This is a genomic window from Clostridium sp. DL1XJH146, assembly GCF_054819755.1.
In genome coordinates this window covers 67,652-93,952 of sequence record NZ_JBTVVN010000012.1, presented here as the reverse complement: position 1 = coordinate 93,952, position 26,301 = coordinate 67,652, and the positions used below count along the sequence as shown (strand labels likewise).

General features: G+C 30.3%; 31 protein-coding genes and 2 pseudogenes. 23 read left to right on the top strand and 10 right to left on the bottom strand.

Annotated elements, in window-relative coordinates; genetic code table 11:
• From ACVHXK_RS08190 to ACVHXK_RS08170, 5 genes are all read left to right on the top strand, one after another.
• The coding region (locus ACVHXK_RS08190; protein ID WP_461205891.1) for an InlB B-repeat-containing protein at positions 1-752 on the top strand (752 nt) is incomplete at its 5' end.
• A 791-nt stretch (positions 753-1,543) separates the two neighbouring features.
• Entirely contained in the window at positions 1,544-1,672 is a 129-nt protein-coding gene (locus ACVHXK_RS08185; protein ID WP_461205890.1) for a hypothetical protein, read from the top strand.
• A gap of 65 nt (positions 1,673-1,737) precedes the next feature.
• Positions 1,738-2,211: a GntR family transcriptional regulator gene (locus ACVHXK_RS08180; RefSeq protein ID WP_461205889.1), complete on the top strand. Its 474-nt coding sequence runs from the start codon at positions 1,738-1,740 to the stop codon at positions 2,209-2,211.
• Between the two features lie 129 nt (positions 2,212-2,340).
• Positions 2,341-3,630, top strand: coding sequence for an allantoate amidohydrolase (locus tag ACVHXK_RS08175; protein ID WP_461205888.1), 1,290 nt, complete (start codon positions 2,341-2,343; stop codon positions 3,628-3,630).
• A gap of 12 nt (positions 3,631-3,642) precedes the next feature.
• Complete coding sequence (locus tag ACVHXK_RS08170) at positions 3,643-3,837, top strand: hypothetical protein (protein ID WP_461205887.1); 195 nt, start codon at positions 3,643-3,645, stop codon at positions 3,835-3,837.
• Positions 3,838-3,979: 142 nt separating this feature from the next.
• On the opposite strand, the gene ACVHXK_RS08165 is transcribed toward ACVHXK_RS08170, so the two are convergent.
• The 7 genes from ACVHXK_RS08165 to ACVHXK_RS08135 all read right to left on the bottom strand — a co-directional run bounded on the left by ACVHXK_RS08165 (position 3,980) and on the right by ACVHXK_RS08135 (position 8,574).
• Positions 3,980-5,170 (bottom strand): pyridoxal phosphate-dependent aminotransferase, encoded by a 1,191-nt coding sequence (locus ACVHXK_RS08165; protein ID WP_461205886.1) that lies wholly within the window; start codon positions 5,168-5,170, stop codon positions 3,980-3,982.
• Positions 5,171-5,183: 13 nt separating this feature from the next.
• Positions 5,184-6,173, bottom strand: coding sequence for a 2-hydroxyacid dehydrogenase (locus tag ACVHXK_RS08160; protein ID WP_461205885.1), 990 nt, complete (start codon positions 6,171-6,173; stop codon positions 5,184-5,186).
• Positions 6,174-6,192: 19 nt separating this feature from the next.
• On the bottom strand, positions 6,193-6,999 hold the full coding sequence (locus ACVHXK_RS08155; RefSeq protein WP_461205884.1) for a sugar phosphate isomerase/epimerase family protein: 807 nt from the start codon (positions 6,997-6,999) through the stop codon (positions 6,193-6,195).
• A gap of 97 nt (positions 7,000-7,096) precedes the next feature.
• Entirely contained in the window at positions 7,097-7,654 is a 558-nt protein-coding gene (locus ACVHXK_RS08150) for a hypothetical protein (protein WP_461205883.1), read from the bottom strand.
• A gap of 172 nt (positions 7,655-7,826) precedes the next feature.
• Positions 7,827-8,087 (bottom strand): hypothetical protein, encoded by a 261-nt coding sequence (locus ACVHXK_RS08145; protein ID WP_461205882.1) that lies wholly within the window; start codon positions 8,085-8,087, stop codon positions 7,827-7,829.
• Positions 8,088-8,150: 63 nt separating this feature from the next.
• The gene (locus ACVHXK_RS08140) at positions 8,151-8,495 is read right to left on the bottom strand and encodes a hypothetical protein (RefSeq protein WP_461205881.1); all 345 of its coding nucleotides are present in this window, start codon (positions 8,493-8,495) and stop codon (positions 8,151-8,153) included.
• Positions 8,485-8,574 carry an NAD(P)-binding protein gene (locus ACVHXK_RS08135; protein WP_461205880.1) on the bottom strand — a complete coding sequence of 30 codons (90 nt, stop codon included), beginning with the start codon at positions 8,572-8,574 and terminating at the stop codon, positions 8,485-8,487. The genes ACVHXK_RS08140 and ACVHXK_RS08135 overlap by 11 nt, the downstream gene beginning before the upstream one ends.
• A 313-nt stretch (positions 8,575-8,887) precedes the next feature.
• Here ACVHXK_RS08135 and ACVHXK_RS08130 point away from each other — a divergent pair, with 313 nt between their 5' ends.
• The 5 genes from ACVHXK_RS08130 (at position 8,888) to ACVHXK_RS08110 (ending at position 12,985) form a co-directional block, all read left to right on the top strand.
• Positions 8,888-9,301 (top strand): glycosyl-4,4'-diaponeurosporenoate acyltransferase CrtO family protein, encoded by a 414-nt coding sequence (locus tag ACVHXK_RS08130; RefSeq protein ID WP_461205879.1) that lies wholly within the window; start codon positions 8,888-8,890, stop codon positions 9,299-9,301.
• Between the two features lie 56 nt (positions 9,302-9,357).
• On the top strand, positions 9,358-10,023 hold the full coding sequence (locus ACVHXK_RS08125; protein ID WP_461205878.1) for a TrkA C-terminal domain-containing protein: 666 nt from the start codon (positions 9,358-9,360) through the stop codon (positions 10,021-10,023).
• A complete protein-coding gene (locus ACVHXK_RS08120; RefSeq protein WP_461205877.1) occupies positions 9,974-10,363 on the top strand; it encodes a potassium transporter TrkG in 390 nt (129 codons plus the stop codon). Before ACVHXK_RS08125 ends, ACVHXK_RS08120 begins: the two co-directional genes overlap by 50 nt.
• 79 nt (positions 10,364-10,442) lie before the next feature.
• Positions 10,443-11,156 (top strand): potassium transporter TrkG, encoded by a 714-nt coding sequence (locus ACVHXK_RS08115; protein WP_461205894.1) that lies wholly within the window; start codon positions 10,443-10,445, stop codon positions 11,154-11,156.
• 80 nt (positions 11,157-11,236) lie between these two features.
• A complete protein-coding gene (locus ACVHXK_RS08110) occupies positions 11,237-12,985 on the top strand; it encodes an ABC transporter ATP-binding protein (RefSeq protein ID WP_461205876.1) in 1,749 nt (582 codons plus the stop codon).
• Between the two features lie 177 nt (positions 12,986-13,162).
• On the opposite strand, the gene ACVHXK_RS08105 is transcribed toward ACVHXK_RS08110, so the two are convergent.
• On the bottom strand, positions 13,163-15,580 hold the full coding sequence (locus tag ACVHXK_RS08105) for a glycoside hydrolase family 3 protein (RefSeq protein ID WP_461205875.1): 2,418 nt from the start codon (positions 15,578-15,580) through the stop codon (positions 13,163-13,165).
• Between the two features lie 204 nt (positions 15,581-15,784).
• On the opposite strand from ACVHXK_RS08105, the gene ACVHXK_RS08100 reads away from it, so the two are divergent.
• Complete coding sequence (locus ACVHXK_RS08100; protein ID WP_461205874.1) at positions 15,785-16,627, top strand: helix-turn-helix domain-containing protein; 843 nt, start codon at positions 15,785-15,787, stop codon at positions 16,625-16,627.
• 146 nt (positions 16,628-16,773) lie between these two features.
• A complete protein-coding gene (locus ACVHXK_RS08095; RefSeq protein WP_461205873.1) occupies positions 16,774-17,697 on the top strand; it encodes an AEC family transporter in 924 nt (307 codons plus the stop codon).
• A gap of 130 nt (positions 17,698-17,827) precedes the next feature.
• Here ACVHXK_RS08095 and ACVHXK_RS08090 read toward each other — a convergent pair whose 3' ends face one another.
• Positions 17,828-18,421 carry a hypothetical protein gene (locus ACVHXK_RS08090; protein WP_461205872.1) on the bottom strand — a complete coding sequence of 198 codons (594 nt, stop codon included), beginning with the start codon at positions 18,419-18,421 and terminating at the stop codon, positions 17,828-17,830.
• 265 nt (positions 18,422-18,686) lie between these two features.
• Here ACVHXK_RS08090 and ACVHXK_RS08085 point away from each other — a divergent pair, with 265 nt between their 5' ends.
• The 11 genes and pseudogenes from ACVHXK_RS08085 to ACVHXK_RS08035 all read left to right on the top strand — a co-directional run.
• Positions 18,687-19,277: a TetR/AcrR family transcriptional regulator gene (locus tag ACVHXK_RS08085; RefSeq protein WP_461205871.1), complete on the top strand. Its 591-nt coding sequence runs from the start codon at positions 18,687-18,689 to the stop codon at positions 19,275-19,277.
• A 53-nt stretch (positions 19,278-19,330) separates the two neighbouring features.
• On the top strand, positions 19,331-19,972 hold the full coding sequence (locus ACVHXK_RS08080) for a lactate utilization protein (protein WP_461205870.1): 642 nt from the start codon (positions 19,331-19,333) through the stop codon (positions 19,970-19,972).
• Positions 19,973-20,260: 288 nt separating this feature from the next.
• Positions 20,261-21,061: a gluconate 5-dehydrogenase gene (locus tag ACVHXK_RS08075; protein ID WP_461205869.1), complete on the top strand. Its 801-nt coding sequence runs from the start codon at positions 20,261-20,263 to the stop codon at positions 21,059-21,061.
• Positions 21,062-21,471: 410 nt separating this feature from the next.
• A complete protein-coding gene (locus ACVHXK_RS08070; RefSeq protein ID WP_461205868.1) occupies positions 21,472-21,960 on the top strand; it encodes a GNAT family N-acetyltransferase in 489 nt (162 codons plus the stop codon).
• 22 nt (positions 21,961-21,982) lie between these two features.
• Complete coding sequence (fliB, locus tag ACVHXK_RS08065; RefSeq protein WP_461205867.1) at positions 21,983-23,137, top strand: flagellin lysine-N-methylase; 1,155 nt, start codon at positions 21,983-21,985, stop codon at positions 23,135-23,137.
• A gap of 116 nt (positions 23,138-23,253) precedes the next feature.
• Positions 23,254-24,336, top strand: coding sequence for a DUF362 domain-containing protein (locus ACVHXK_RS08060; RefSeq protein WP_461205866.1), 1,083 nt, complete (start codon positions 23,254-23,256; stop codon positions 24,334-24,336).
• A gap of 59 nt (positions 24,337-24,395) precedes the next feature.
• Positions 24,396-24,596, top strand: a complete 201-nt coding sequence (locus tag ACVHXK_RS08055) for a hypothetical protein (protein ID WP_461205865.1) — start codon at positions 24,396-24,398, stop codon at positions 24,594-24,596.
• Positions 24,597-24,894: 298 nt separating this feature from the next.
• Positions 24,895-24,993, top strand: a pseudogene (locus ACVHXK_RS08050) (electron transfer flavoprotein subunit beta); the annotation flags it as partial.
• Between the two features lie 154 nt (positions 24,994-25,147).
• The gene (locus ACVHXK_RS08045) at positions 25,148-25,267 is read left to right on the top strand and encodes an AAA-type ATPase lid domain-containing protein (RefSeq protein ID WP_461205864.1); all 120 of its coding nucleotides are present in this window, start codon (positions 25,148-25,150) and stop codon (positions 25,265-25,267) included.
• A gap of 74 nt (positions 25,268-25,341) precedes the next feature.
• The gene (locus tag ACVHXK_RS08040; RefSeq protein ID WP_461205893.1) at positions 25,342-25,461 is read left to right on the top strand and encodes a helix-turn-helix domain-containing protein; all 120 of its coding nucleotides are present in this window, start codon (positions 25,342-25,344) and stop codon (positions 25,459-25,461) included.
• 8 nt (positions 25,462-25,469) lie between these two features.
• A pseudogene (locus ACVHXK_RS08035) lies at positions 25,470-25,598 on the top strand (thiolase family protein); the annotation flags it as partial.
• A 195-nt stretch (positions 25,599-25,793) separates the two neighbouring features.
• Here ACVHXK_RS08035 and ACVHXK_RS08030 read toward each other — a convergent pair.
• Positions 25,794-26,267, bottom strand: a complete 474-nt coding sequence (locus ACVHXK_RS08030; RefSeq protein WP_461205863.1) for a hypothetical protein — start codon at positions 26,265-26,267, stop codon at positions 25,794-25,796.
• Positions 26,268-26,301 lie beyond the last annotated feature (34 nt).

Genomic DNA, 26,301 nt, shown 5'->3' with positions numbered 1-26,301 from the left:
CAAGTAATATAAATGTAACAGCAGAATTTGCAATAGATACATTTACATTAACTTATACTGTAGGGGATAATGGTACAATAACTGGAACTTTATCTCAATCAGTGGATTATAACACCGCTGGGACTACAGTAACAGCAGTTCCAAATACAGGTTATAAATTTGTGAAATGGAGTGATGGAGTTACAACTACTTCAAGAACTGATTCAAGTATAAAGGGTAATATAAATGTATCAGCAGAATTTGTAATTGATGATCCAGTAGAGATAGATAAATTAGTAGATATTTCAATAATATTAAAAGATAAAAACAATAAAGTTTTGGAAAATATAGAGTGTGAATTACACTCAACTCCTAAGAAAAGTGTTTCGAATAGTGAAGGATTATTAGTTTTTGAAGATGTAGAGATGGGACAACACACTTTATTTATTATGGGTAAAGATGGTGTTGCAATAAAAACAATTGCGATTGAAGTAGTTGAAAATTCTACACCAGGGGTAATCAAAAATAATGATGGAAGCTTAATTGTAAATCTAACTAATGACACATTAGATGTAGTTATAGATTTAGAATTACCAGATGAAACTGTTGGGGAACTAGTAAAAGATACTGAAACTGAAAGTACACCTTTACCTAAAACTGGATCATTTGGGGGAGATATATTGGGTTTATTAGGATTATTATTAATTGTAACAGGTTTGTTAATTAATAAAAGGTCTATACAGGATAGAATCAAAAACGAAAAATCCTGTTAACATTTTAAAATTAACAATCTCAAACATAAGGCTTTGCAAACTTTATTGAGTTGCAAATTTTAAAAATGTTTTTGTTTATAGCACATCAAAATGGAGTTCACTAAGTGAACTCCATTTATGGGTTTTTCCATAACTTATGCTGGTGTAGCTGGTGGTATAGCGGTGATTTAAGAAATTATTATTCATAATAATTAAAGTAAGATAATAATGGAAATCCCTTGATTTATAATAGCAATATTGATTCTTTAGCTAGTGTAGGATATTTAGAAGATTTTATGAGAAAAGTACAAAAGGCAAAAGAAACAAAAGGAACTTTATATATACGTATTTGCACCGTGTCCAACTGGATGGGGTTACGAAGCAAATCTTACAATTGATTTAGCAAAGCAAGCTGTTGATAGCGGATTATGGTATTTAGCTGAATACGAAAATGGTGAATTTACATTAAACAGAAACCCTAAAGAGTTTGCTTCTGTTGAAAATTACTTAAAGGCTCAAAGTAGATTTAAACATTTAAAGGAAGAAGATATAGAAGTTATTAAAGCTCACAGAGATAAAAAATGGGCTAGAATGAGGAAAAATTGGATTAGATAAAAAGTGGTGGCTATTAATATAATAGTTATAGATTGTTGATAAAGCCTTGTAGATTTGCAGGGCTCTATTTTTCTTTATTAGAATAATAATTATAAGAATAGTTAAAATTCGTGAATTTAATATAATTGAAACAAGAGTTTATTTGAGGTATAATTTACTTTATCGACTTAAAGAAAATGAGGAATGATAATTTGAAAATGATTGATAATTCAAAAACAAATGATAATTTTAAAATACCTGTAAATATCAGTATATATAAGGAACTTGAACGCCGTATTATTGATATGGAGTACAAACCTGGCGACGCCATAAGTGAAAAAAATTAGTTGAAGAATTTGGTGTAAGTAGAACGCCTATTAGAGAAGCTATATTAAAGTTAGCTCAAAAGGGATTGTTAGATTTTAAGCCACGAGTGGGTACCTTTGTAACTAAAGTAGATTTACAATCTTTAAAGCATGCTTATGAAGTGAAAAAAAACTTAGAAGGCTTAGCAGCTGAACTTGCTGCAGTAAGAGCTACTTCAGAACAAATAGCAGAGTTGTTTGAAATAATTGATCATTATGACCACTACAATATAGTGGATGACTATAAAGAATGTATTAAAGATGATCAAAGATTTCATAGGATTGTAGGAGAAGCCTCTGGTAATCCAATTCTAATAGAGACTCTAGAAGAGATGAATATTAAAACAGCCCGTTTCTTGCAATATATAAAATATATTATTGAAGATGTTAATTGGTTTAAATATTCTCTTGAAGAAATGGCTAATCAAATTCGAAATCATAATAAAGAAGAGGCTAGAAGATGTGCAGAAGAGCATACTAAAGAATTTTTAGAACAAATGTCCAGAAGATTTTTTGGATAGTAATAGCAATTTGTCAAAGTTTTATATGTTAAAATTCTACCAGCATACTTTTTTACAGTAAAATAACATTTAATTTACAGCTACAATAAATCATTGTAGAATAAATATATTAAGATGGGAGCTGATTAAATGGATAAAAACATAGTACAAAACAAAAAAGCAAATATTACAATTAATAAGGAGCGATTAATAAATAACTTAAGCAATTTATCTAAAATTGGTATTAACTGTAATGGTGGTATTGATCGTTCTTTTGGATCACAAGCAGATTTTGAAGGAAGAAAATATCTTATAAATTTATGGAAGGAGCAGTTAAAATTAAATACCTCAATTGATGCTTGTGCAAATTTATGGGTTAAATTACCAGGGTCAGAAAATCTACCAGCTATAATATTAGGTTCTCATATTGATACTGTGCCAAGCGGTGGAGCTTATGATGGAGCGCTTGGAGTTTTAGTAGGTGCTGAAATAGTACAAACTATAAAAGAAAATAACATAAAACTGAAACACCCAATAGGATTTGTTGCATTTTCATCTGAAGAGCCTAACCCTTTTATATCGTCAACAATAGGTAGTAGAGCTGCAAGTGGGAATATAAAAAAAGAAGAACTTATAAATGTTGTAAGTGATGAAAATGGAGATAGGTTAGCAGATATTCTGGAAAAATTCGGTGGGTCAATAAATGATATAGAAAAAGCACAAGTAACTTCAAAAGATATAGGAGCTTTTATTGAATGCCACATAGAGCAAGGTAGAAAATTGTATGACCAAAAAATATCATTGGGAATTGTAACAAATATAACAGGAATATACAGGGAAAGTATCACTATAATTGGTGAAGCAAATCATGCTGGTACTACTATGATGAAGCACAGACACGATGCATTGTTAGCAGCATCTGAATTTTGTTTAGCTTTTGAAAAAAATATTAAAGATACTAATAATGATGAGGTTGTAGGAACCATTGGACATATTGAAGTATTTCCTAATGCTACAAATGTAGTACCTGGTAAAACTGAATTGATTTTGGAGATTAGAACTCAAAATAATAATATTACAAATGATATAGTACAAAATTTAAGTAAAAGTATCAAAGTAATAGAAGAAAAAAGAGGAGTAAAAATATTGAGACAATGTATAGAATCTGATGACCCTGTTCCAATGGATGAGTACATACAAAGTACTTTGATTAGATCTATTGAAGCTTCCAATGAAAATTATATAAAACTCCCAAGTATGGCAGGACACGACGCAACTCAAATTGCAGGAATAACGAAAACGGGAATGATTTTTATTCCGAGTATTGATGGAAAAAGCCATTGTCCAGAAGAAAAAGTGAATTTTGATGATGTTGAGAAAGTAGGGAACGTACTTTTAAAGACGATTTTAACTCTTGACCAAGAGATGGATAAGGTATAGGGAGGTGTGAATTTGAAAATACGCAATATGGTAATTGATGACTATGAAGCAGTTTACCATTTATGGACCAGTACCCCTGGTATGGGGTTAAATAATATGGATGATTCTAAAGATGGAATTGAAAAATACATAAAGCGTAATCCAAAGACTTGTTTTGTCGCAGAAGATGGAGAAAGAATCATATTGGGACAAACTTGGATTTTCTGATAGGGAAGACTTGGTTTACCGTAATAAGGGTATACGAAAATTAATAAGAATTGATACTTAAAAATTATAATTAAACCCCAAGGCTCTACTGATATCCTTGGGGTTAATTTGTTATAAGTTGATTGTTTTTTATTCAAAAAAACTATTTTCTATATTCATTATTAACAAACTTATCTAGAGCTGCCAAAGAACGTTTTACTTTCTCAGTATCAATGCAAAAAGCCATTCTAAAGTATCCAGGACACCCAAAACTATCTCCAGGAACTAATATAAGATCATATTTTAAGGCTTTTCTGCAGAAGGCATTAGCATCTTCTTCTAAAGCTTTGGGGAATATATAAAAAGTTCCACTAGGTTTAACACATTGGAAGCCTAATTCAATTAACTTATTGTATAATATGTTCATATTTGTTTCATATACGGACATATCGGAGGTCATTTCTAATACTTCAGCTACTGCTAATTGGATAATTGACGGTGGACAGTTATGACCTATTGCTCTTGAAATCTGACCGCACATAGCAACTAAATATTCACTTCCCTTAGCTTTAGGATTCACTGCTAAATACCCAATTCGCTCTCCTGGTAATGACAATGACTTAGAAAAAGAGTAACAAGAAATAGTGTTATTATAGTATTTAGATATATATGGCATATTATTATTATCGAATATAATTTCACGATATGGGTCGTCAGATATAATAAAAATTTCATGACCATATTCTTCTTCTTTTTTTCTCAAAATACTTGTTAACTTAATAAGCGTATCTTCAGTATAAATACTACCTGAAGGGTTATTTGGTGTGTTAATAATAATAGCCTGCACATTTGGATTCAGTAAATTCTCAAAAGCTGCAAAGTCAATTTGAAAATCATCTGTTTTAGGTGGAACTATTTTCAAAGTAGCTCCCATTAACTCCACATAAGGAAAATACTCAGGAAAATATGGAGCAAATGCAATAATTTCATCATTTTCCACTGTCACACAGCGGATAGCATGTGCCAATGCGCCTGCTGCGCCACTGGTCATAAATATATGCTTAGTTTCATAATCCATGTTGAAACGATTGTTTAAAGATTCAGCTATAGCCGTTCTAACAGATATTATTCCTAGAGAAGGGCTATATCCGTGTAGTTCTTGCTGAGATTTATTATCTAATAAATCCTTCACAACTTCTGTAAATTTTTCTGGAACCTTAACCGATGGATTCCCTAAACTGTAATCAAAAACATTTTCGTAACCAATTTCTGCTCCTCTTTTACCCGCAAAATCAAAAAATTCTCTAATAACTGATTTACCTTCTAACATTTTCTTGTACTTTTGTGCTATCATATTAATCCTCCTATTATAGATCATTTACAATATTATCTGGTCTCTCTCCATTAATTGCTTTATTGATATTAATCCAATTTCTTTTATGAGCTCTTTTAAAATAACTAGAAGTAATTCCACCAATATGGGGAGAAAAAATAATCTTATTGGCATGTTCTTCCGGTAGATTCAATAGTATGTTATCTTTTGTGGTAGGTTCTGGTGCTACTGTATCTAGACCGGCACCTTTGATTTCCTCTAACATTAAAGCTTTTGCAAGTGCCTTATTATCTACAACTTCACCACGGGCAGTATTAATCAGGTATGCAGAAGGTTTCATTTTTTTTAGAAATTCTTCATTTACCATTTCTTTGGTAAAAGCCGTTGCTGGGCAATGAATACTAACTATATCACAAGATGATATAAGTTCATCTAAAGACATGTACTTTGCATTATAAGTTTCCTCTATGTCTTTACTTTTTCTTGTTCTTGAATAGTAATATATCTCGCAATCAAAAGGGATTAAACGTTTAGCGGTAGCCTTAGCTATATCACCAAATCCAATAAGTCCTACTTTGCAATCACCTAATTCGACTATTCCTTCATACATCATTTTTTCCTTTACTTGCATTTGATGACCTTTTCTTTCTTCTCCATCATTAACAACCATATCTCTAAGAACTGCTAGCATAAGAAGAATGGTCTGTTCTGCCACAGCTGATGCATTAGCCCCTTTGCAGTTACATACAAAGACACCTTTATTCTTTGCAGCTTCTAAATCGATAAGGTTAAATCCAACTCCCTCAGATTGAATGATTTTTAAATTAGGCATATTGGATATTACTTTTGCTGATAGGATAGAGATTGGGTCCACGGCTATTGCGTCTACATCAGATGCAATTTCTAATATAGTATCATCATCGGAACCCCTAGGGCAAAAAATCATTTCAACTTCATGGATAATAGGTAAATTAGGTAAATATTTCATATACCTATCCTTGCTGCCAATTACTAGTACTTTCATTCTTTTCCTCCTTTTGTTACTAGATATATTTTCTTAAGTACTCTGCATAAAATGGGATTACAACCTCTGGTTCTTCTAATGAATTATGCCATCTTTTTTCCCATTCTAATGAAATGTAACCTTTATATCCTCTTTTTTTTAGTTCTTTAATTAATTCTGGGACAGGGATAACTCCATCTCCAATCATGCAAAGTTCTAATTGATTATTTACTCTTTTTAAATCTTTAATATGCACATGCTTTATATATTTCCACATTTTATCTAAAAATTTAGAAATATCGTCTCCATAGATTTTAAATGTATGACCAACATCCCATATTATACCGAAATTTTTGTGCTTTATTTTATTAATTATAGGCTCAATATTTTCTATACTTACAATATCTCCATGGGTTTCTAAAAGGCATACTACTCCTTTATGACTAGCGTACTTACATAACTCATTAATACCATTAGCAATTGCGTCAATAGTTTCTTCTTTTTTACTAAGGTCTGGTATTTTATCTCCAAATATTCTTATATAGGGTACTTTTAATTCATTGGCGAGGTCGATATAATCTTTACCTTCTTTGACTGAAGAACTATACTTTTCGGGATTATGGAAACTAGATGCAGTTCCTAAATCTGTAATAATTAAATTTTTTTGAGCTAATCCCTCCATTGTTTTTTCTTGATTTTCTTTTAAAAATGGGAACGCTTTTGGCAAATAAATTTCGTCTTCGATTCCTCTTATTTCAAGACCGTGATATCCATTTTTTTCTGCTTCATTAATAATTTTATTCCAGCTCCAAGTTGGGCATCCCAGTGTTGAAAACGCTATTTTCATATTATGACTTCCTTTCCTATGGTTATTAACATTTAGAATCTAGTATTGTTTTACTAATTATAAAGTATTCAATTGCATGGAATAGCTATTTATATCACTAAGTTTTATTAATTTTTTCAGCAGCAATTTTCCCTAATATAATTGAAGTAGGCAATCCAGATGGTGAAAAGGCCCAGTGTCCCGATTGGTAAATATTTTCAAAGGGAGTATTAACAGAATTGGCAATTTTCCAAAGTTTGTCCTCAACAGGTGATTTTTGAGAAAAAGCCCAGCCTGTTATCGAACCTTGAGTGTTGTTTGAAATTGCTTCTATTGTCATAGGCGTTGATGCAATATAGTCAATAATTGATTCTTCAAATCCTTTAAAAATTGATGAATTCAAACTATCTATAACTGCTTTTGAAAAGAATTCTTTGAACTCATTATATAGATTATTTTCTTTTATATACTTAGTTAGGTTATAATCAAATACTGTGCTTACAATTATACCTGATTTTCCACTAGGTGCTAAGTTTTTATCTCTTAAAACTGGTATTGATATTTCATATGTAGTTTTACTAGCAAATTCTTGTAACCACTTAAATAGTTCTTCGTTTCTATTTTTAGCAGTTGAATTTTGGTTATGCATAATCAATTTTTCTTCTGAAAAATTCATAGATGATAAACCACTAGTATCAGGAGTATAAAAAGTATGTTCAGTGCAAATCCCTTCATAATAATTAGTAGATAAGTTAGTTGAAATATAAAGAGAAAAAATAGAACCGTTACCATTAGATTTTGAAATTAAATCTTTAGAACTTTTATATTTACTGTTTTTTTATTCAAATCTATTCATTTATTTCACTATTAACTTTTATTTTTCCAGAGTTTTCAGTAATATATTTACTTAATGCATTAATTAGAGCACCAGTACCACCAACAGGGTAATAATAGTCTGTGTATAATCTAAAATAACTAAGGGCAAAGAAAGTTGGGGTATCCTTAAAAAAATGTTGAGTTATAATATCTATTAATGATTTGTTTTCCGTTATCTTTTTTAAATAATCGTTAATAGGTGTTTTTAGTTTTTCAACTTTGTTTATAGTCAATGCATATTTGAACATCCATGGCAAAACAGTATTTATAAAATATTTATAATCAGTTTTGGGATTTTAAAATAAAGGGTTGTCAATTCCATACAATACATCCATATATTTGGATATTTTTTTAATTTCATCAAAAATAATATCAATATCTTCAGAATTTTGTTTATAGTATTTTTTTAATAGGTTTTCATAATTATCAAAATTATTTTCATTAGTTAAGGAGACGATACTATCTTTTATTCCTAATGAAACATTATTTTTTACAAATTCAATATCTATTCCAAGTTGTCTAAGCATAGGGAATACAGTGCCAGAGTTCTCAATTGCCCTAATTCCTCTGTCAAAAACAAACCCATCACGGATAAAGTTACCTACTAAACCACCGACGCTACTTGATCTTTCAAGTAACATTATTATTTTCTTTTGATAAATAAGCTGCTGCAGTAAGGCCTGAAATACCTCCTCCAGCTATTATTATATTCTTTTTCATATTTTTGAACTCCTACATTTTGCATATATTATAACATATTAATATGTTATAATATATGCATTATTTTATTTATAGTCAAAAATATGACAAATAGTCCTTTTTTTCGTAATTAATTAAAGCTATAAAAGAAATAAAAAATAGAAGATAAAGATGATTGTGAGGAATTAATATAGATGAAATTTAATTATTATACTATAATTTTAGGATTTATTTTTGGAATTCTGTTATTTTATAGATTACCTAGACTTATATGCAAATTTTTTATTTGCCGAAATGGTTAATAATCTTATCATATTTTATTTTGTGGCCAATAATGCAGCAGGCGATTACTATATTAGGCAATAGTATGGATGATAAATATTTTAATCCGGATTCCCTTTGGTTGAAAACTAGAAAGTGGGAAAAAGGTGGCTTGTTTTATAAAAAGTTTTTTAAGATACACAAATGGAAGCATTTATTACCAGATGGAGCTAAGGTTAATAAAAATGGTTTTAGAAAAAAACATATTACAAGTCATGATCAGGAATACTTAAAAGCTTTTGTAGTAGAAACGGGACGAGCTGAAATAATCCATTGGCTACAAATTTTACCCTTTTGGATATTTGGGTTCTGGAGTCCTTCTTACGTTATTTGCTGCATGTTAGGATACGCATTGCTTGTAAATATACCTTGTATACTTGCACAAAGGTATAATAGGCCAAGACTAAGAAAAGTTATCAAATGGTAGATGTAAGCGCACAATTTTCCAAAATATAATTGAAAGAAATTTGAGGTTCTTTGCTAATGTGGAGAATCTTTTTTTCCCGTTGGGGTGGTGAAGAATTCATTATATTGCTGACTAATACGATCTGTGAAGAGGCAGAAATTGTTGCTGAAAGATTAAGAAAATTAATTAATGAGCATGCATTTTTACACCGAATAAAAGTTAATGCAAGCTTTGGTGTCACAGGATATGATGAAGAAAATTTATTGATGTCATTAATGGCCAAGCAATCAGGTGTAAAGAAGGTTATAGCTAAGCTAAGTAGACCTAATTATACTCATATTATTAAAAAACTTGGTGTCGATGTAGCATTAAATCCTGTGAATATTTCAGTAAGTGATGTTTTAAAATATATACGAGGTGGTAAAGCTTTATCAGTATCATTATTACTAGGTGAACAAGCTGAAGTAACAGAAGTACTTGTTCCTGATAATAGTAGTTATGAAGGTGTATCTATTGAAAAACTTGGATTTCCTAAGGGAGTAATTGTAGGAGCTGTTATCCGAACAGGTACCGTAATAATTCCAAATGGAACAACAGTAATTTTTCCAAAGGACAGATTGGTTATATTCTGTTTAACATGTAAGACTAAAGACTTAGAGTCATTCCTAGGTAAAAGCGAAGGAGGACTCTTGAATGAATTACAGCATCGTAAGAAAAGTATTAGGGATATTATTAGTTTTTGAAGCCTTTGGCATGATCCCATGCTTAATCATTAGTAGGATTCTTGGAGAAAGTGATTTTAATGCTTTTATGATTTCTATACTAATAACTTTTATTATAGGGATGATATCCTATATAATTCCAACTAAAGAGAGCACTATAAAATCAAAGGAGGCTCTTTGCATTGTTTCTTTTGGATGGGTTGTTGTTTCTTTCTTTGGCGCCCTGCCTTTTGTTTTTTCCGGAAGTGTTCCTTCTATGATTGATGCATTTTTTGAAATGGTTTCTGGATTTACAACTACAGGAGCTACAATAATAAACGATATTGAAGTAATTCCAAAGGGTATTTTGTTTTGGCGTTAATTTTTCACTTTACTATCAAGGATTTAAAGGAAGATGGCGGGATGTATTTAGGAATGAAGAATTAAGATTATATCTTGGAATAATTTCTGCAAGTGTAGTCTTAATAACTATAAATACTAATAGCAATATATTTAGTAACTTATGGGATTCTTTTGAACATTCTTTCTTCCAAGTAAGTTCTATTATTACAACAACAGGATATGGTACTTCTGATTTTGATAAATGGCCAACCTTTTCAAAAGAAATTCTTTTCTTGCTAATGTTTGTAGGAGGCTGTGCTGGTTCTACAGGCGGTTCAATCAAAAACATTAGAATATTAGTTTTATTAAAGCTAATAAAAAGAGAAACCTATAAAGTTTTTCACCCAAGAGCAGTAATATCAATAAAGGTCAATAATAGAGTATTGCCTTCAGATGTAGTTTCTAGTATATCGATCTTTTTAGGGTTATATGTTCTTATTTTTGTATTTGGAACTATATTAATTTCCTTAGAAGGGTTAGATTTGGTATCATCTTCTAGTGCTGTTGCAGCTACTCTAGGAAATATTGGTCCAGGATTTGGGTTTGTAGGTCCTACACATACATACAGTGAATTTAGCAATTGGAGTAAAATGTTATTATCCTTTTATTATCTTTTATTAGCGAAATTACAGAGAGTTTTTTTTATTATTTATGCCATATCATTTTCAGCTTCTAGACTGAAGTTTAAAAATACGCCAGAGCCACTACCAGAGCCAATAGTTGATTGTAAAAATGATTTAAAATCCTCAGAATTTACAGAAACAGTTGAATAATTAAATAATTTAATCCTTCAAATAAATATGTTATACTAAAATACAGTTAAGGGTTATATAAAGAGAGGAGAATAATAGGAATGGATACAAAGGAATTTCAAAAAAAATCGCTTGCTTCAATATTTTTTTCATATTTTAAGCCGCATAAAAATTTATTTATATTAGATATGACATGTGCATTTTTAATTGCAGGTATTGACTTGTCATTTCCAGCAATAACTAGGTATTCCCTATATAAGCTACTTCCTGTCAATGCTTATGGAGCTTTTATAACTATTATGGTTATTCTGTTAATAGCGTATACCTTAAGGGCAGTTTTTTACTATATAATAACCTATTATGGACATTCTTTTGGCGTTTTAGTAGAAGCAGATATAAGAAGAGATTTATTTAAACATATGCAAGAATTGTCTTATGGATATTTTGATAAAAACCGTACAGGGCAGTTAATGAGCAGGTTAACAGCAGATTTATTTGATATAACTGAGCTTGCTCACCACGGGCCTGAAGATATTTTTATATCTACTTTGACGATAATAGGGTCACTAAGTATATTATTTAGTATTCAATGGAAATTAACTTTAGTTATTTCTTTAATCTTGCCTATATTTTTATTAGTTGTATGGTATAGACGTTCCGAAATGTCAAAAGCTTCTTTGGAAGTGAAAGAAAAAACTGCGTCTATAAATGTAAATATTGAATCAGGACTTTCAGGGATGAAAACAGCAAAGGCATTTGCAAATGAGAATTCAGAATTTGATAAGTTTAGTGAATCAAATGATGCTTTCAAGACATCAAAAACAAGTTTTTATAAGGCTATGGGACGTTTTAATGCTACAATGGAATTTTTCCTTTGTATTTTGCCAGCAACAGTTATATTAGTAGGTGGCATATTAATTATGAAAGGGCAAATGAATCAAATTGATTTAATTACATTTAGTTTATATATAGCTACTTTCATAACTCCAATTAGAAAATTGTCAAATTTTGCTGAATTATTTGCAAAGGGTGGCGCCGGACTAGCACGTTTTGTCGATATGATGCGTACAGAAACTGAAATGAAAGATGATCCAAATGCTAAAGAGATAGGTAGAATAAAAGGTGAGTTAGATATTAATAATATTAGTTTTTCTTACAAAAAAGGGATTCAAGTATTACACAATATTTCTATTCACGTTGATCCAGGCGAAACAATTGCAGTTGTAGGTCAATCGGGTGGAGGTAAATCGACACTTTGTAAATTAATTCCTCGATTCTATGATGTTGATGAAGGGGAAATTTTGCTTGATCATATAGATATACGTAATGTTACACAAGAATCTTTACATAAAAATATTGGAGTTGTGGAACAAGAAGTATTTATTTTTGCTGGTAGTATTATTGAAAACATTAGGTATGGCAGACCAGATGCTACTCATAAAGAAGTTGTAATAGCAGCGAAACAGGCTGAGATTTATGATGATATTCTTGCAATGTCTGATGGATTTAATACTTTTGTTGGGGAACATGGTGCAATGCTTTCAGGTGGACAAAAACAGCGTATTTCTATAGCTCGTATATTTCTAAAAAATCCACCATTCCTAATTTTAGATGAAGCAACTTCTGCTTTAGATAGTGTTACTGAAGCAAAAATACAAAAAACTTTTGATAGCTTAATAGTTGGAAGGACAACCTTTGTTATCGCCCATAGATTATCTACTGTTAGAAATGCGGATAGAATACTTGTGTTTGAAAATGGTGATATTGTTGAAGACGGAAATCACAAATGGTTAATGGAACAAAATGGTGTATATGCTGAACTTTATAGAACTCAGAATTTAGGTAAATAAATACTATACATTATAGATTAATATACTTTTTAAAGAAACATTAATCTATAATCATTTTAATTATTAAGGACCTCAGATATAATAAGCATAACTTATAAGTTTTATTAAAATGTTATTATATTCTGAGGTCATTGTAAGTAAACTGTTGCGAGATTTTTCTGATATCTTTCCTAATATTTAATCAATTTTTAAAATTAACTGAAGTACACGTTTAGCACAAACATACATATCTTCTCTTGAAATAACACCTTTATTTTTAGCTTCTAAAAGACGTTTAGGATAACCAGTGGCCATTTTAACATCATTACCAGCTTTAGTTTCTTTATAATGTTCGCCATAAGTCCACCAGTCTGTAGTGACCATTCCTTTAAAGCCCCATTCTTCTCTTAAAATATCTTCTAGAAGTTCTCTATTCTCAGAAGCTCTATGTCCATTAATAATATTGTAGGAAGACATAATGCACCATGGGTCAGCTTCTTTTACGATTATTTGGAAAGCTTTTAAATAAATCTCTCTAGCTGCACGTTCTGATACTCTTGAATCACTGTTCTTTCTGTTTATCTCTTTATTGTTTAGAGCAAAATGTTTTACTGTTGCTGCTATATGTTGTGATTGAATTCCATTAACCATTGCAGCTGCTAACTTTCCAGTTAAGTAAGGATCTTCTGAATAATATTCAAAGTTACGTCCACAAAGAGGACTCCTATGTATATTAACAGCTGGCGTTAACCAAATAGCTATATTGTTTTCTTTAACTTCTTTAGCTCCAGCTTCGCCTACTTTATAGACAATATCTTCATTCCAAGTGCATGCTAATAGGGTACTACAAGGCCAAGCGGTTGTATTAACACCACATTCAGGTTGTATACGAAGTCCTGCAGGACCATCAGCAGTCATTACATTGGGTATACCATATTCAGGAAGATTACCAAAGCCAAAAGTATTAGCGACGCCACTATTAGGCTGACCTCCTAATAGGTGAGCAATTTCTTCATCTGATAGTTGAGCCATAAATTCATCTAATGTTATTTTACCTTCTGCTACATCTAACAATGTATCTACTTTTGATGATCTATGCCATAAGGCATACTGATTTCTTTTACGAGTTTCAGGAGCAATACATTCAAGCTGATCTTCTGTTAAATTGTCGAAAATATTAGCATTAGGATCATTAGCCTCAGTGATTGGAAGTTCCTCAAAACTGCCGTCAGCAAGTAATCTTTCCTTAAGTGAAGAAGAAGCTAGTTTTTGACTTAACTGAGCAACCACTCTATTTTCCATTACTGTATATATTAATTCAACTTGTTCAACGTTTCTTACAGAATTACCTATAAACAGTAAATAATCTCCGGCTTCAAGAACATAGGCGGATTTTTTTACTTTACCAAGGTCGTCATAAGACGCCAAGGTACTAATTTCAAATTGAAGTGTTAATAATTGTGTTTCTCCTACCTTTAGCAATCTAGTTTTTTTAAAGGCAACAAGGCTTTTGTGGGGTTTTCCTAGAAGTCCTTGAGGTGCTGAAACGTACAATTGAATAACTTCCTTACCGGCCATATTACCTGTATTTGTTACATTTACATTAATTGTTATTACATTCTTTGATTCATTAACTGAAGCAACAGACCATAAAAAATTTGTATAGGATAAGCCAAAACCAAATGGGTAATTTACCTTTTCTTTAGCCTTAGAGATTGTTTCAAAATATCTGTATCCTACGTAAATATCGTCCGTATAATCAACGTAATCTTCTGATTCATGAAAATTATATGTTGAAGGGTAATCTTCTAATTGTTTAGCAAAAGTGTCAACGAGTTTACCAGAAGGATTATCTATTCCACATAGAAGCTCTGCAGCTGCAAGGCCACCTTCCATACCACCTTGCCAGGACATAAGAACAGACTGAATTTTAGAGTCATGAGCAAACCAATCAGTATCAACCATTCCACCGACGTTCATTACAACAATGACTTTTGAAAAATTCTCCTTAACAACTTTGACCATATTCATTTCAGCATCACTAAGATAAAAGTCACCACGTTCAAATAATTCCTGTGATTTTTCTATAAGCGCTTTTTCATAACTTTTGAAATTTTTATTTTTATCAAAAGTGCTTATTCTATCCCAATCTTCTCCTGAAAATCTACAAATGGTAATAATTGCAGTATCTGTATAAGCTTTAGCTTTAAGTAATAAATCTTCTGGCACTGAAGGCTCAGCTGTCATTCCAGGCACTCTGCCATTAGCATATTGCTGAAGAACATTTTTTCTATAAAATTCAGTAAGTTCTTCAAATACACTGACATGACTTTTTAATGATTTCATACCATCACATAAATTAATTGTGTATGGTGTAGTTACGTCTCCACTACCACCACCACCTTTAACATAATCAAAATTAGCTTTGCCGAACAAGGCAACTTTAGTTCCCTTACTTAATGGAAGGACATTTTCAGTGTTTTTAAGAAGAACAATACCTTCTTTTGCTGCAGTTTTTGATAAATCCCTATGGGCTTTTGATGCAGTTACTCGCTGTCCATTTTCTCCTAAAGGTACACCTGGTTGGTAATTAACTCTTTGCCATTTATTCATCATAATATCCTCCTTGTGAATTAATGCTACTGTTATAGTAGCGCTAAGTTTAGTGAATTAATACTACTCTTATAGTAGTGCTTAGTTTAATTAAATACAATGTTATTACTGACTTAAATATCAGTCTATATTGACTTTTTTATTTATTTATGATATTTTCAAACTAAATTTAACTGACAAACTAATTTAGTAAGAAAGGCTTAAAATATGAATCCAACACATGAAATCATAACTACCAATAGTAAACTACCTGTTCATTATAGCTTCTATCAATCCTTTAACCATTTGGTAACCAGTCATTGGCATAGACATCTAGAGGTACTATATATTTATAAGGGTACAATGCATATCGGTAGAAATGATAAAGAATATGAACTTAATCAAAATGATTTATTCATTGTTAATTCAGGATTTATTCACTTTACAAAATGCATTGGTAATGTAGAAACAATACTACTTCAAATACCTTATGACTTATTAAATCAATCACTTCCTGATTTTAGTTCTTTGCAATTTAAAGAATATTATCCTTATAATAAATTTAAAGATCATCTCCCTTTTAAGGAAATGATTAATTATTTATTGACTATGAATAATATTTTTGAGGAAAAGAAAGCTGGATATCAATTTTTATTTAATAGTAATCTACATCTTTTTCTACATGCACTTTATACTAATTTTACACTTCCTAAAAATGCAATTGTAAAACCTACTACAATTAAGTATCGTAAGCGACTAGAAATTATTATTGAATATGTGAACCAAAATTATATGGACACAATACCACTTTCAAAGGTTGCTTCATTAGTTGCACTCAACCCAGAATATTTTTGTCGCTCCTTTAAAAAACATATGGGATTTACCTTTGTTGAATATGTGAACCAAGTTAGATTAATTTATATTCATAACGATATTCTAAATACCGATGATAGTATCATTCAAATCCAAGAACGTCATGGTTTTACTAATTATAAGGTATTTAATCGAATGTTTAAAGAAGCTTACGGTTGTACTCCTTCTAGACTTAGGAAAAAAATATTAACCTCATAGGCAATTAAGTTTATATTGTACTAGTTTTTAAATAACTTATAAATAATGCTATAATGATTTGTATGGATTTTACTATATAATTAAATATAGTGTTAATGATTACATATGAAAAAATAGTTTTTAATTTGAATAGTGGGGGAAACGTAGTGATTAGTTTATTATTAATGAGGCAGATTGGAAAACTTTTTTTGATTATGTTAATGGGATTTATATTAGTGAGAGTGCGTTTAATGAAAGCGGAAGAAAGTAAGAGTCTTTCTATGGTTATAATTTATCTAATGATACCTTGTGTGATTATCAATGCTTTTCAAGTGGAATATACTGAAAGTATACGGGATGGTTTGCTTCTTGCGCTACTTGCTGCAGTATTGATTCATGTGGTACTGATAATTTTAGTAAGTGTGCTAAAAAGGATATTTCAATTAGATGAGGTTGAAGTAACTTCTATTATATATTCAAATTCAGGAAATCTTATTATCCCAATTGTAACTTCAGTGCTTGGAAAGGAATGGGTTATCTACTCTAGTGCATTCATAGCTGTACAGATATTTCTTATCTGGAGTCATGGTAGGATGGTACTTTGTAAAGAGCGGAAAATTAATTTTAAAAAAATTATTTTGAATATCAATATTATAGCTGTTTTTATAGGTAGTTTATTATTTACTACAAGAATTCAACTACCGGGTATGCTCACTGAAACTATGGAATCAGTGGGTGGAATGATTGGTCCTAGTAGTATGATTGTAGTTGGAATGCTCATTGGAAATATGAGTTTCAAACAGATTTTTGCATATAAGAGAATTTATCTAATCACTTTCCTGAAAATGGTAGTAACTCCTATTATAATTCTAGTCATATTAAAATATAGCGGAATGATAAATATAGTACCTGATGGTAAGACGATTTTGCTTATTAGTTTGCTTGCAACAATAACACCTAGCGCATCTACCGTTACGCAAATGGCTCAAATCTACGAAAAAAATGCAGACTATGCAAGTGTTATTAATGTAGTTACAACTATTGTATGTATTGTAACAATGCCAATTATGGTTTGGCTATATCAGATATAAGGGACATTAATTTTGTAGGCTTATCTACTTTATTGCGTAAAAGAAGCAGTGATGATTTTTAAATAAAAAAATATAAAAAATTAGCATAGGCATGTCCCTATGCTAATTATAAATATTTAATATTTTTTTACTATTGTACTTCAATAGACCCAGTTACTGTTCCAACTTTACCTTCTTCAGTAGGTAAAACGAATGATTCTTTGTTTTCTTCGCTTGCAAAGTAAACATTTCCTTCAATTGTAGCATCTTGAACTGTAAATCCGTTTGCTTCTACATATACATCTCCTACAAAAGTTCCACCTTGTATTTTAGTGTTTTCACTTTTGATAGTTAATTTTGGAGCTGTTAAAGTGTATCTTTCAGTTACGTTATGGTCAGCATCTTGAGCATAAAGAGCTAATTTACGATATAAATCTTGAGTTTCATCGTCTTTGTTATAGAATACACCGTCTATAACTAATTCTTTTTCAGTAGTTACATCTTGTATTGTAGCTATAATCCAAGTACCCTCTGCACTAAGTGCTGCTTCTAATGCAGTATCATTGTCTACTATTGATGCAGTTGTTACTACATCTACAACTTCTTCTGTTTCATCTGCTGTTTCCTCTGTATTTGTCTCGTTATTTGTTTCTGCGGCCTCGTTTGCATTATTATTTGAACCACATCCTGCTAACATTGATACAGTTAAAACAACTGATGCTACTAAAACTAAAATCTTTTTCATAATAAAATTCCTCCTAAGTTTATAATTTTAAATGTTAAATAAATAACATATAGGTATTGTAACATATATTTTTGATTACAAAACGAACAAAATTAATGAAAACAACTTTCTTTATTTACTTAAATGATGCTTCAATATAAAAAATTGATAGTGAAAGATTAAGTTATAAAGAAATGTATTTTGTAAGATTTGACAAATAACTTTGTCTTATGATAGAATGAATTCGACTGGTTGACTATGGATTTTGAAAGGAATGGTTCATAATATGGACAAAAGAACTATTAATAAAGAAAATATAATTAAAGATTCAATTCGAGTTATGTACTTAAAAGGCTACAATGCAACAGGGGTAAAGGAATTGGCAGATGCGGCAGGTATACCAAAGGGATCTTTTTACTATTATTTTAAAACTAAAGAAGAATATGCTATGGAAGCATTAAATTATTATATAAATAATCTAGGTCATGAAAATTTTGCGCTTTTAAGTGATGATAAAGTACCAGCACTAGATAGAATTAAAAATTTCTTTAAAGCAAAAATCAAAAATATGGAAAATGAAAATTATAGATTAGGATGTTTTTTAGGAAATTTATCTCAAGAACTAGGTGATGTAAATTTAGAGGTTTCAGAAGAAACTGATAAATTTCATAGAGAAACTTCAAATAAAATATTAAAATGCATACTTGAGGCACAAGATATCTCTGCTTTTAAGTCAAGAATAGAAGCTATAATACTAGCAGATACTATTCTGAATAGTTGGCAAGGTGCTTTGGTAAGAATGAAATCCAGTAGAGATAGCCAGCCACTTGACCAATTTATGTATGTATTAGAGAATGTATTTCTTAAAAGTGAATAGATAATAGTCTTATGTACTAATGTTATAAAAAATATAATATAGGAGTGATTGTTGTGGATAAAAATGCTAGATTTGTTTTAGAAAAAAGAGTTGCAAGAACCATTGAAAGCCTTAATAAAAATAATATGGATGGATATTTTGTTAAGGATGATAAAGAATTATTTGAAAAAATAAAAGAGTTAACAAACGACGGAGATACAGTTTCAGTTGGTGGGTCTATGACTTTATTTGAAACAGGCATAATTGATTTCTTAAGAGCTGAAAATTATAATTTTTTAGATAGATATGCAGAGGGGTTATCTAAAGAAGATATTACTGATATTTATAGAAAAAGCTTCGCTGCAGATGCTTATTTTGCTAGTTCAAATGCCATTACTGAAGATGGGGAACTATATAATGTAGATGGTATTGGCAATAGGATAGCTGCAATGATATATGGTCCAGATAAAGTTATAGTTATTGCAGGAGTTAATAAAATTGTGAAAGATGTAGATGAGGCAATAAAAAGAAATAGAGAAATAGCAGCACCTGCTAATGCAATAAGATTGAATAAAAAAACTCCATGTGCAAAAGTAGGGCATTGTATGGATTGCACAAGTCCAGAAAGAATTTGTTCTGCTTATACTTTGATAAGAAAGCAATTTATAAGAGGAAGAATACACGTTATATTTGTTGATATGGAATTAGGATATTAAAAATAAACAATATGTAAATTTATGTTGTAGCAATTTATATATATGACAATGTGATGGATTCAAAATGTAGTATCGGTTTTAGGTGGTTACGGCTATTAATTTTAATAGTCGTATTTTTTTGAAAAAAGCGTAAAGGTTGCAAAATTTGCAAATGAGTAGTATTATCTAGAAGGTAATTATTACAATACGTAAGAATTATATTCCAATTTAATAGAAACTTTAGATAATAGATGTTACTTAGAATGTTATATAGTTTATGAATTAAAACAAAAAAAGGAGTATTAAAAAATGACAAAAAATATTTTCTCATTAGAAGGAAAAGTAGCATTAGTTACAGGGGGAGCATATGGAATAGGATTTGCAATGGCAGAAGCTTTAGCAAAAGCAGGAGCAAAAATTGTATTTAACTGTCGTGGTAAAGAAAATATGGAAAAAGCTCTTAAAATGTATGAGGAAAAAGATATCAATGCAAAAGGATATATTTGTGATGTAACAGATGAAGAAGCAGTAAAAGAAATGGTATCTGATATAGAGAATACTTTAGGAATGATTGATATTCTTATAAATAATGCAGGTATCATTAAAAGAATTCCTATGCATGAAATGTCAACTGAAGATTTTAAGCAAGTTATTGATATAGATCTAACTGCACCTTTCATAATGGCAAAAGCAGTTATTCCAGCTATGATTAAAAAGGGCAGTGGAAAGATAATTAATATTTGCTCTATGATGAGTGAACTTGGACGAGAAACAGTTTCGGCATATGCTGCTGCAAAAGGCGGACTTAAAATGCTTACTAAAAATATAGCATCTGAGTATGGTGAGTACAATATCCAATGTAATGGTATTGGACCAGGATATATTGCAACACCTCAAACAGCGCCAATAAGAGAAATTCAACAAGATGGAAGTAGACATCCTTTTGATCAATTTATTATTTCCAAAACTCCTGCAGCTCGTTGGGGAGAACCAGAAGATTTAGCAGGACCAGCAGTGTTTTTAGCATCTTCTGCATCTGATTTCGTAAATGGACATATATTATATGTTGATGGTGGTATTTTGGCTTATATTGGGAAACAACCTAAATAAGCAAAACAACTTAAACAAGCAAAACAACTTAAACAAGCAAAACAACTTAAACAAGCAAAAGGTTAATATAAAACTAGTGAAAAGCCATTAAATCGGACTTAGGTCTACTTTAATGGCTTTTAATGTTAAAAAAATCTTGACTTTAGTACTATTCTAACTTTTATAATAATCTTAGATAATTTTCTATGAAATAATGAACTAAAAGCATCGATTAAACCTACAGCTACAGCTTTTAGAAATGAGTTCACGCAGAAGGAACTTGAAGAAATAGGAATGTATGATTGAATATAATTTGCATGTAGAGTAAAATAATATTTATAATTTGTTTAAGTCATACTATTTAACTTTTCAATTAATAAGAAGAGATTAAAAACATACAAGATTTATACAGAAGAAAGGAGATGCATTATATGCAAATTAGAAGAACTTTAAAAAGTGATATAGAAGAGATTTTAGATTTATATCAAAAAGCAAGGGGATTTATGGTACAAAATGGTAATCCAACTCAATGGGATAAAAATTATCCTTCAAAATCGTTGCTTGAAAATGATATAGCAAACAATAATAGTTTTGTGTGCGTAGAGGACAATGATATTGTAGGAACATTTATGTTCAAAATTGGAGATGACCCTGATTATAAGGAAATCTATCAGGGAAAATGGTTAAATTATGAGGACTATGGAGCGATTCATAGAATAGCCTCTGGTAATGGTAAAAAAGGTGTAGCTTCATTTTGTCTTAATTGGTGCTTTCAGCAGATTAGGAATATAAGAATAGATACACATAAAGATAATTTACCTATGCAGAATTTACTTAAAAAAAATGGATATGAATATTGTGGAATTATATACATTGAAAATGGTGATGAAAGAATAGCATTTCATAAAATAGAAAAATAATATACACAATGCGAGGCAAAAGATGAAAATACGAGTACCAAATTATTATAAAGACTTTAAATGCATAGCTTCAGAATGTGAAGATACCTGCTGTGCAGGCTGGGAAGTTGTAATAGATGATGAAATGCATAAACATTATCAAAAGATAGAATCAGATTTTGGAAAAAGATTAAAAAGTGAGATAGAGTACAAAGATGGAGAAAATATATTTGTATTAAAGGGTAATAATTGTCCGTTTTTAAATGAAAGTAAATTGTGTGATATATATAGTGAGATTGGAGAAGATAGTCTTTGTTATACATGTAAGCAGTATCCAAGATATACGGAGGAGTTTGGAGGTTTGCGTGAGATAGGATTATCATTATCATGCCCAGAAGCTGCACGATTAATATTAAGAGATAACAAAAAAACTGACTTTGAGTTGAGCGAAAATAGAGAGGAAATTACTTCATACAATGATATTGATGCATTGCTTTTTATGAATCTTTTCCAATGTAGAAAAATTATAATCGATATTCTTCAAAATCGTGAGTTTAATTTAGAAAATAGAGCGGCTATAGTTCTTAAATTTACAAGCGTAATTCAAGAAAAAATAGATAAAAAAAATTTACAAGGAATAAAAAAGGTTATAGAAAAACATTTAGATAAAAATTATTTACTTGAAGTTACTAATGATTTTCTTCTATGCAAAGATAAAGGAAGAGTTAAATACCGTAGTATAAATGAATTCTTCAAAGTATTTAAGAAATTAAAACATATAAATCCTAATGATCCATTAGGATTAGATTATGCATTAAAATATTTTTGTCAAAAAGATAACGAAGAACTTTATTTATCTAAACATAAACAATTTGACAAGTACTATGAAGATAAGATGTACAAGCTTGAAAATCTATTAGTCTATTTTATATTTAGGTATTTTATGAAGGCCGTTTTTGATTATGATCCAGTTGGAAAAGTAAAGATAGCTCTAGTTAGTTATTTAATGATTAAAGAATTATTCCTATTAAGATGGATAGGAAATGGTGAATTTACTGATGATGACGCAGTAGATATAATGCATATGTATTCTAAAGATATTGAGCACTTAGAGGAAAATATAGAAACTTTGTCACAAGTTTTTGAAACTAATGATGCATTTAAAGTAGACGAGCTTTTAATTGCATTAATGAATTAGATAAAATTACATAGTATCTATATGGAATATTATTCTCACAAAAATAATATAAAGAAAATAAAAAATAGAATAAGTAATATAAAGATGATTTTTACAATAAAAAGGAGATTAATAAAATGAGTAAAGTAAGTATTGTGGAATGTAAGACTTATGATTTTGATGAAGTAAAAAGAGCTATTAAAATTGCTGTAGATAATTCTAATTTTCCGGATGTTTCAGGTAAAAAGGTATTACTAAAGCCTAATATTTTATCTGATGCAGCTCCAGAAAAGTGTATTACAACACATCCAGTTGTTTTAAAAGCCGTCATTGAATTGGTTAAGGAAAAAGGTGCTGAGAAAATTTATGTGGGGGATTCGCCAGCATTACAAAATAAAAAATTCAAGCCAAAGGCAAGTAAACTTATTGAAATTTGCGAAGAAGAAGAAGTAGAATGGGTTGATTTTACTAAAAACCCAATTACTAAAACATTACCTTTTGTAAATCATAATGTTACAGTGGCAAGTATCATTGATAACGTTGACTTAAGTATTAGTCTTTCAAAGTTTAAGACACATGAGTTTATGTATGCAACTGGTTCAATGAAAAATATGTTTGGATTGATGCCTAGCACGAAAAAGAGTGCTCAACATTTACGTCATCCATCAAGAGGTTCTTTTGCAAAATTAATATGTGGGATTTCAACTATTGCTAAGGTTGAATATACAATTATGGATGCTGTTATGGGTATGGAAGGAGCAGGACCTGCTAATGGTACTCCACGTGAAGTAGGTAAAATTATTGCGGGAAATGACCCTTTAGCAGTTGATATTGCACAGGCAATTATGATGGGATATGACCCTGTAAAAATGCCAGTTATAAAATGCGCACTAGAAAATAGTATAACAGAGATATCAAGTATTGAAGATGTTGAATATCCACTGTTTAATGCCAAGGATTTAATAATAAAAGATTACAAGCGAATAGGAAGAAATACATCATCTAATCTAGAGGGCAATGAAGAATCTGAATACCTTAATAGACCAGCCCCAGAATTTGATGATAATAAATGTATATATTGTAAGAAGTGCATCAATATTTGTCCTGCAAATGCTCTTGCTCTAGAGAATGGACAAGTAGCTATTGACGAATCAAAATGTATTCGTTGCTATTGTTGTCACGAAGTTTGCCCAGTTAATGCTATATCTATAAGTCATTAATTGATAATTGTTTTAGCAGTAAAATTAGTATTAAATTTTATACAGGAGGTGAGAGGAGTATGGAAGGAATTCCAGCTTGCAGAGTCCGATTTTTATTAGATGAGGAATCTGTATACTTTCAGAAAAAACACCTAAATGTTGCAGAGTTAAAAGCTATGGAAATGAGTATGCGTGTTTTTTGCAACAATAAATACTACGATATTGAATCGTTTGCATTTAATGCGGATGATTTTAATACATTAGAAGTTCGTTTAAAATAATATAACAAATAGGGCTGGTATATATAGTGAAGGAAATATTGTTGGTACAACCGACCTTTTTGATAATAACGGGAATAATGAAGGTTGGACCCTACAGGTTGTTTATCAAAACTCATCTCTGCCAACTAGGCTTATGCTCTTTATGTGGGTGGAGTTTACATTAGTAATGATGAAGATGAAACTATATTTCTGGAGCAGACCAAAATGTGACTGCTGTTTTAAAATTGATAGCTAAAACAATAATTTCTCTTGATTCTGGTTCTTCAGGTAGTGATATCAGTGCTTCATTAATTTTAAAAAAGATATGCCATGTCTTATTACGACTTTAAGTGATAATAATAACAAACCTAGATATATGACAGTTGGTGGTATATTTGATGCATATGTTGAAGAAATAGCTTTAATGTTTAAAGAAATAAATAAAAAAACCGAGGCTAATAACTATAATGAAAAAGAAAAATTAGATTTAGATATATTATACACAATGATGGATACTGTTAACGAATGGGTTGTTGTTGAAAATAGAAGGTATTTCAAAAGAGGCAGAATATATGCTAGAGAACTATAATTGGCAGGGAAATAAAAGAGAGATAGAGAATGTAATTGAGAGGGCTTTGAATTTACAAGAAAAAGAATTAGTAATAACAGTAGACCATTTGCCTGAAAAATAAGAAATAATAAAAAGAAATATTATAAAAATGGAAACAAAAATTTAAAAGATGATATTCAAACAATGGAGTAAGAAATTATAAAAGAAACCTTAAAAGAATACAATGGAAACAAAAACAAGACGGCAACACAGCTGCGAATTAGCAGGGTAGGACTATACAAGAAAATTGAAAGATATAATTTGAATAATTATTAGATGCTCAAATAAAAGATGGTACAGTTACGGCAGGTAATGCTTCAGGAATAAATGATGGAGCAGCAGCTTTGGTAATAATGAGTGGAGAAAAAGCTAAAGAATTAGGAATTAAGCTACTAGTGAAAATTGTTTCATATTGAAACTATAGTAGAAAGATAGAAAGTTAGATATATTAAATAAACTATTGATGATGATTTGCAAAAAAAAGATATACAGAAGTTTCTTTATTAAAAAGAAAACTTAATTATAAGTCTGCCTAATGGCAGACTTATAAAGATTATTTTACTAATATATAATTTTAAAAATATAAAACTAAATTAATTCACAGAATTTTACTGGCCATCATTGTATGGAACAGAAACTTTTGCTCTTGTATTAGTGTCTAATTCAGAGGTGATTTCATCTGCTGTAAGTAGTAAATCATCAAGTTCTTCGCTAGTTACATTTTTGGGATCTGTTATTACGCTATTAAATAGTTGAATAATAGTATCAGATGCATTTAATTCTTTAACTGTTAATTCATCGGAATCCCAACCGTTCTCTATAGCCATATTAGCTACTTCATTATAGACATCTACAAGGATAAGGTTTTTACCCTCGAGCTCTTTTACTTTCCTCAGATTTTCTAGTACAGAATCATCGTCATCATTAGATGCTGCTTCTTGGTTAGCTTCTTCTGTAGTAGTTTCTTCTTGGTTGTTATTTGCTTGTTGTGTATTGTTGGTATCTGTCTCTCCACCACATGCAGTAAGTATAAAAATACACATTATAGATACAATCAAAATCAAAACTGTAAATTTTTTCACATTTATCCCTCCATATAGGTAATACTTTTGCGAT

Bases quoted from the DNA above. Each gene is read 5' to 3' on its own strand.
- ACVHXK_RS08100 (WP_461205874.1), top strand. From the start codon at position 15,785: ATGAATCCAACACATGAAATCATAACTACCAATAGTAAACTACCTGTT.
- ACVHXK_RS08185 (WP_461205890.1), top strand. From the start codon at position 1,544: ATGATTGATAATTCAAAAACAAATGATAATTTTAAAATACCTGTAAAT.
- ACVHXK_RS08055 (WP_461205865.1), top strand. From the start codon at position 24,396: ATGGAAGGAATTCCAGCTTGCAGAGTCCGATTTTTATTAGATGAGGAA.
- ACVHXK_RS08045 (WP_461205864.1), top strand. From the start codon at position 25,148: ATGCTAGAGAACTATAATTGGCAGGGAAATAAAAGAGAGATAGAGAAT.
- ACVHXK_RS08165 (WP_461205886.1), bottom strand. From the start codon at position 5,170: ATGATAGCACAAAAGTACAAGAAAATGTTAGAAGGTAAATCAGTTATT.
- ACVHXK_RS08060 (WP_461205866.1), top strand. From the start codon at position 23,254: ATGAGTAAAGTAAGTATTGTGGAATGTAAGACTTATGATTTTGATGAA.
- ACVHXK_RS08130 (WP_461205879.1), top strand. From the start codon at position 8,888: ATGCAGCAGGCGATTACTATATTAGGCAATAGTATGGATGATAAATAT.
- ACVHXK_RS08090 (WP_461205872.1), bottom strand. From the start codon at position 18,421: ATGAAAAAGATTTTAGTTTTAGTAGCATCAGTTGTTTTAACTGTATCA.
- ACVHXK_RS08160 (WP_461205885.1), bottom strand. From the start codon at position 6,173: ATGAAAGTACTAGTAATTGGCAGCAAGGATAGGTATATGAAATATTTA.
- ACVHXK_RS08120 (WP_461205877.1), top strand. From the start codon at position 9,974: ATGAATTACAGCATCGTAAGAAAAGTATTAGGGATATTATTAGTTTTT.
- ACVHXK_RS08140 (WP_461205881.1), bottom strand. From the start codon at position 8,495: ATGTTACTTGAAAGATCAAGTAGCGTCGGTGGTTTAGTAGGTAACTTT.
- ACVHXK_RS08155 (WP_461205884.1), bottom strand. From the start codon at position 6,999: ATGAAAATAGCGTTTTCAACACTGGGATGCCCAACTTGGAGCTGGAAT.
- ACVHXK_RS08085 (WP_461205871.1), top strand. From the start codon at position 18,687: ATGGACAAAAGAACTATTAATAAAGAAAATATAATTAAAGATTCAATT.
- ACVHXK_RS08070 (WP_461205868.1), top strand. From the start codon at position 21,472: ATGCAAATTAGAAGAACTTTAAAAAGTGATATAGAAGAGATTTTAGAT.
- ACVHXK_RS08105 (WP_461205875.1), bottom strand. From the start codon at position 15,580: ATGATGAATAAATGGCAAAGAGTTAATTACCAACCAGGTGTACCTTTA.
- ACVHXK_RS08175 (WP_461205888.1), top strand. From the start codon at position 2,341: ATGGATAAAAACATAGTACAAAACAAAAAAGCAAATATTACAATTAAT.
- ACVHXK_RS08110 (WP_461205876.1), top strand. From the start codon at position 11,237: ATGGATACAAAGGAATTTCAAAAAAAATCGCTTGCTTCAATATTTTTT.
- fliB (WP_461205867.1), top strand. From the start codon at position 21,983: ATGAAAATACGAGTACCAAATTATTATAAAGACTTTAAATGCATAGCT.
- ACVHXK_RS08135 (WP_461205880.1), bottom strand. From the start codon at position 8,574: ATGAAAAAGAATATAATAATAGCTGGAGGAGGTATTTCAGGCCTTACT.
- ACVHXK_RS08150 (WP_461205883.1), bottom strand. From the start codon at position 7,654: ATGAATTTTTCAGAAGAAAAATTGATTATGCATAACCAAAATTCAACT.
- ACVHXK_RS08125 (WP_461205878.1), top strand. From the start codon at position 9,358: ATGTGGAGAATCTTTTTTTCCCGTTGGGGTGGTGAAGAATTCATTATA.
- ACVHXK_RS08075 (WP_461205869.1), top strand. From the start codon at position 20,261: ATGACAAAAAATATTTTCTCATTAGAAGGAAAAGTAGCATTAGTTACA.